The sequence below is a fragment of the Methanoregula sp. genome, assembly GCF_002835825.1.
In the GTDB taxonomy this organism is placed as follows: Archaea; Halobacteriota; Methanomicrobia; order Methanomicrobiales; family Methanospirillaceae; genus Methanoregula.
In genome coordinates this window covers 1-4,169 of the sequence record NZ_PIZH01000203.1, presented here as the reverse complement: position 1 = coordinate 4,169, position 4,169 = coordinate 1, and the positions used below count along the sequence as shown (strand labels likewise).

The following is a 4,169-nucleotide window of genomic DNA, read 5'->3' as shown; positions in this document are numbered from 1 at the left end:
CCTCAAGGTCAGGGTTCGGGGAGGTTGACATGACAATCGCTTCAACAGCCGCAAGTTTGTCCAGGGCCTCGTCGCGGGTAAAGCGCTTGTTCTGGTAGAGCTTGACGATCTTCAATACCTCGATAGTGATGTCCACCGAGAACCCGTCAAGGATCCGGAAGCCCTCGGGCAACTCATCGCCTTTGCCATCATCATCGAAACTCGCTTCGGACAAGGTCTTTAACCAGTTGTCCCACCGCTCCTGGTTGTAAAAGATGTAAAACAACTTGAGCGGTTCTTCTTCAGCTTTCTTTGTCGCTTTCTTCGCCATTTCAGTACACTATTCACTGCCGTGATTTAATGATTATGTTGTGCCGAGGGTCATCAGACCTGAGGCTGGAGAATCGAACAAGTCATCAGACTTGTGAGATGAGAAGAACGAAGTTCTTCGAAGAACGCGAAGCGTTCTTCGACTTGCTGAAGGTATCAGACTCACGAATCGTTATCACCCTTGAACAGCAATTATTCCGGTACCATGCCAGCAGCCCGCGATCACCCGTCACCAGAGTCCCTTGTCATGGCACGGTACGGTGAGCTCTTCTTAAAAAGCGAACCGGTGAAGCGCCATTTCATCGGCATGCTGCTGCGCAATATCCGGAAGGCCATCGGCGCTGCCGGCATGGACTGCCGGTACGAAACCCCCCGCGGGAGAATCCTGATCTATGGCGGCGAGCCGGAGAAGGTTGCCGGTATAGTGTCGCGGGTCTTTGGGATCATTGACGTGAGCACCTGCCACCGGACATCAACGGATCTTGACGATCTGAAAGAGGTGGCCCTATCCCGGGCAAAAAAGCACCTTTCCGATGGAATGAGTTTTGCTGTGCGGGCAAAGCGGCAGTACAAGACCGGCCTGACGAGCCAGGAACTCGGGACGGAGAGCGGGTCGTTCATCTATGACAACATCCCCGGCCTCTCCGTTGACCTTGATGCCCCGGAGTACGAGGTCTTTGTCGAGGTCCGGGATTTCGGCGGGCTCGTGTACGACAAACGCATTGCCGGGCCGGGCGGTCTGCCGTGGGGTACGCAGGGGAGGGTGCTCGTCCTCCTTTCCGCAGGGATCGACTCGCCTGTAGCTTCATGGCTTTCGATGAAACGCGGCTGCGAGATTACGCACCTCTATCTCGATGCCGGGCGCTGGGCGGGGACCGATGTAACGGCCGCAGCGATCGAGAACCATCGCAGGCTCTCGCTCTGGTGCTCCGGGAACCCGGTTCCGCTCGTAATCGCAGACAGCGAACCGCTGTTCGATGCCATGAGCCGGCTCAAAGTTCAGCCCCGCTACCGGTGCGTGATCTGCAAGCGGTTCATGCTGCGGGTCGCAGCCCGGCTGATGGTACATGAGGGCGCCCTCGCAGTGGTGACGGGGGAGAACCTCGGGCAGGTGGCGTCCCAGACGCTGGCGAATCTTGGCGTTGTCGCAGAGGCGGCAACAGTACCCGTCATCCGCCCGCTGATCACCTTTGACAAGGAAGAGACGATCACGATCGCCCGCCGGATCGGAACCTTCGATGCAAAACCAGGCGACCTTGCCTGCCGGGCTGTGCCGAAGATGCCGGCAACGAGCGCCGTGCTTGAAGAGGTGAAGGAGATCGAGCAGCGGATGGGGATCGAAGACCTTGTTGCTGCGGCCTGCGACGGCCTCAGGTTCGTGACTGCGCTGGACGGGAAGATAATGGAAGACTCTCGCGCGTCTGGGGAGTGATCGCGGGCGGTTCCCGCGGATATGAAACCTGATAAACGACAACCGGCATATCGTGAGCTTCTTGAGTCCGGTGAACTCTCCGAGCGGTCGGACCGGGCATATTCCCTTCTTTCATCCTGCACCGTCTGCCCCCGGAAGTGCGGGGTAAACCGGTTGGAAGACGAGAAGGGTTTCTGCCGCACGGGCCTTCTTCCGGTTATCTCCAGTTACGGCCCGCACTTCTGGGAAGAACCTCCGCTGGTTGGCACCGGCGGATCCGGCACGATCTTTGTTACGCATTGCAACCTTGCCTGCCGGTTCTGCCAGAACTCTGACATCAGCCAGTGCGGGCAGGGAAGTGAGATCACTCCACAACAACTGGCAGAGATCATGATCCGGCTGCAGGACGCCGGCTGCCACAACATCAACATCGTCACCCCTTCGCACATCGTCCCGCAGCTGATCCGGGCCATTGGCATTGCCGCAGGACAGGGACTTACAGTACCGATCGTGTACAATTCCGGGGGATATGATTCCGCTCGGACCCTCCGGCTCCTGGACGGGATCGTCGACATCTACATGCCGGATGCCAAGTACGGGAGCAATGCGATTGCCGCGGATCTCTCCCGGGCTCCGGAGTATGTGGATGTCAATAAGGCTGCGATCCGCGAGATGCACCGGCAGGTGAACGATCTGGTCATCGAAAACGGCATCGCGGTCCGGGGGCTCCTTGTCCGTCACCTGGTGCTGCCGGAGAACCTTGCCGGAAGCGACCTCGTACTGCCCTGGATCGCGGAGGAGATATCGCCGGACACGTACGTGAATATCATGGACCAGTACCGTCCGGAATGGCAGGTACTTGGTCGGGCTGAGGAAACGTCCCCTGCGCTGCGCCGCGGCATCACCGTTGGCGAGTACACCCGTGCTGTCAGAATTGCCCGCGATGCAGGGCTGCACCGGGGATTTCCCTGAGTTATGATCAGAGGAGGTTCTGCGCCGCAGCGATCACGGTTCTCAGGGCTTTTACCCGGGCAAACCATTTATCGTCAGACTCGACAACCGTCCAGGGTGCGATCTCTGTGCTTGTCCGGGCAAGCATCTCGTCAATGGCCACTTCGTACTGGTCCCACTTCTCGCGGTTCCGCCAGTCATCGTCCGTGATCTTGTACACTTTCTTGGGATCGGATGCCCGTTCATTGAACCGTTTGAGCTGCTCGTCTTTGCTGATCTCCAGCCAGAACTTGACGATCCCGCCGCCGGAGGAAGAGATAAAGTCCTCTTCCATCTCGTTGATCTCCTGGTAGGCCCGCTGCCAGTCGGGCTCGGTGCAGAGTCCCTCCACGCGCTCCACGAGCACCCTCCCGTACCAGCTCCGGTCAAAGATTGCAATGTCGCCCCCGGCCGGGAAGTGCTTGATGAACCGTCGCAGGTAGTGGTACCCCTGTTCGTGATCGGTTGGCGCTGAGACCGGGACAACGTAACAGCCAAGGGGGTTCATGAAGCGCGTGACCCGGGTGATGTTGCCGCCTTTCCCTGCCGCGTCCCAGCCCTCGTACACGATGATGAGCGGGATCTTCCGCTTGAAGAGGAGGTACTGGAGTTCGAGGACTTCTATCTGGAGGCTGGAGAATGTCTCCATGAGTTCCTCCCGGGTATAGTCCTTGTCGGCATGCGAACGGCGCTTCACCGCGTTCTTCTTGGGTTTTGTGATCTCCTTTGCCCTGCCTTTCTTCGATTTGTTCTCCTGTTCCGCCTCAATCCGTTTCTCAAGAGTTTTTATGATCGTTGAATAGACTTTCAGGATCGCAAACTTGCGGTCCATTGCCTCCACCAGCGTCCAGGGTGCGTAGTCCGTGTCCGTCCGCTCGATAAAATCGTCAATAAGCGGCAGCGAGTCTTCGTAATGACGGTGGATGTTCCAGATGGACGGTGTCACGAGCCATGCCGTGAGCGGGTTCCTCTCCCGCTCCTCGAGCCGGATCTTCTGCTCCTCTTTTGTGATGTGCAGGAAAAACTTGAGGATGACCACACCGTCATCACTGAGCTGGCGCTCGAACGTGTTGATCTGGCTGATCCTCCCTTTCAGGGATTTTTCCCAGGCATGCTTCTGCATCTCTTCGGAGATGGCCCGGCTGTACCAGCTCCGGGCAAAGAGCGCGATACGGCCCTTTGCCGGTAATCGGAGCCAGAACCGCCAGAGGAACGAGTGGCTTTTCTCCTCGGCCGAGGGTTTCTCAATGGAGTGCAGCGCATACCCGCGGGGGTCGAGCCCGTGCACGATCTCGTGGATGGCCATGGTGATCCCTGAAGCGTTCCACCCCTCGATAACGATGACGGTCGGGACTTTCAGGTCGCGGAGGGTGCGCTGGAGGACTGTGAGCCGCCCCGTATCTTGCTCTTATACACATCTTACGCTGCCGACGGAGAGGATAGTTTATATCTTTTTGTT

At 58.2% G+C, this 4,169-nt stretch carries 3 protein-coding genes and 1 pseudogene; 2 read left to right on the top strand and 2 right to left on the bottom strand.

What is annotated here, in order from left to right; genetic code table 11:
- A partial coding sequence (locus CW742_RS08165) for a DUF2150 family protein (RefSeq protein WP_292418946.1) occupies positions 1-310 on the bottom strand: 310 nt, incomplete at its 3' end.
- 180 nt (positions 311-490) lie between these two features.
- Between CW742_RS08165 and thiI the strand changes: the two genes are divergently transcribed.
- The gene (gene thiI / locus CW742_RS08160; protein WP_292418943.1) at positions 491-1,741 is read left to right on the top strand and encodes a tRNA uracil 4-sulfurtransferase ThiI; all 1,251 of its coding nucleotides are present in this window, start codon (positions 491-493) and stop codon (positions 1,739-1,741) included.
- Positions 1,742-1,762: 21 nt separating this feature from the next.
- Entirely contained in the window at positions 1,763-2,692 is a 930-nt protein-coding gene (locus CW742_RS08155; RefSeq protein ID WP_292418941.1) for a radical SAM protein, read from the top strand.
- A 7-nt stretch (positions 2,693-2,699) separates the two neighbouring features.
- On the opposite strand, the pseudogene pap reads toward CW742_RS08155, so the two are convergent.
- Positions 2,700-4,097, bottom strand: a pseudogene (gene pap, locus CW742_RS08150) (polyphosphate:AMP phosphotransferase); the annotation flags it as partial.
- Between the last annotated feature and the right edge of the window lie 72 nt (positions 4,098-4,169).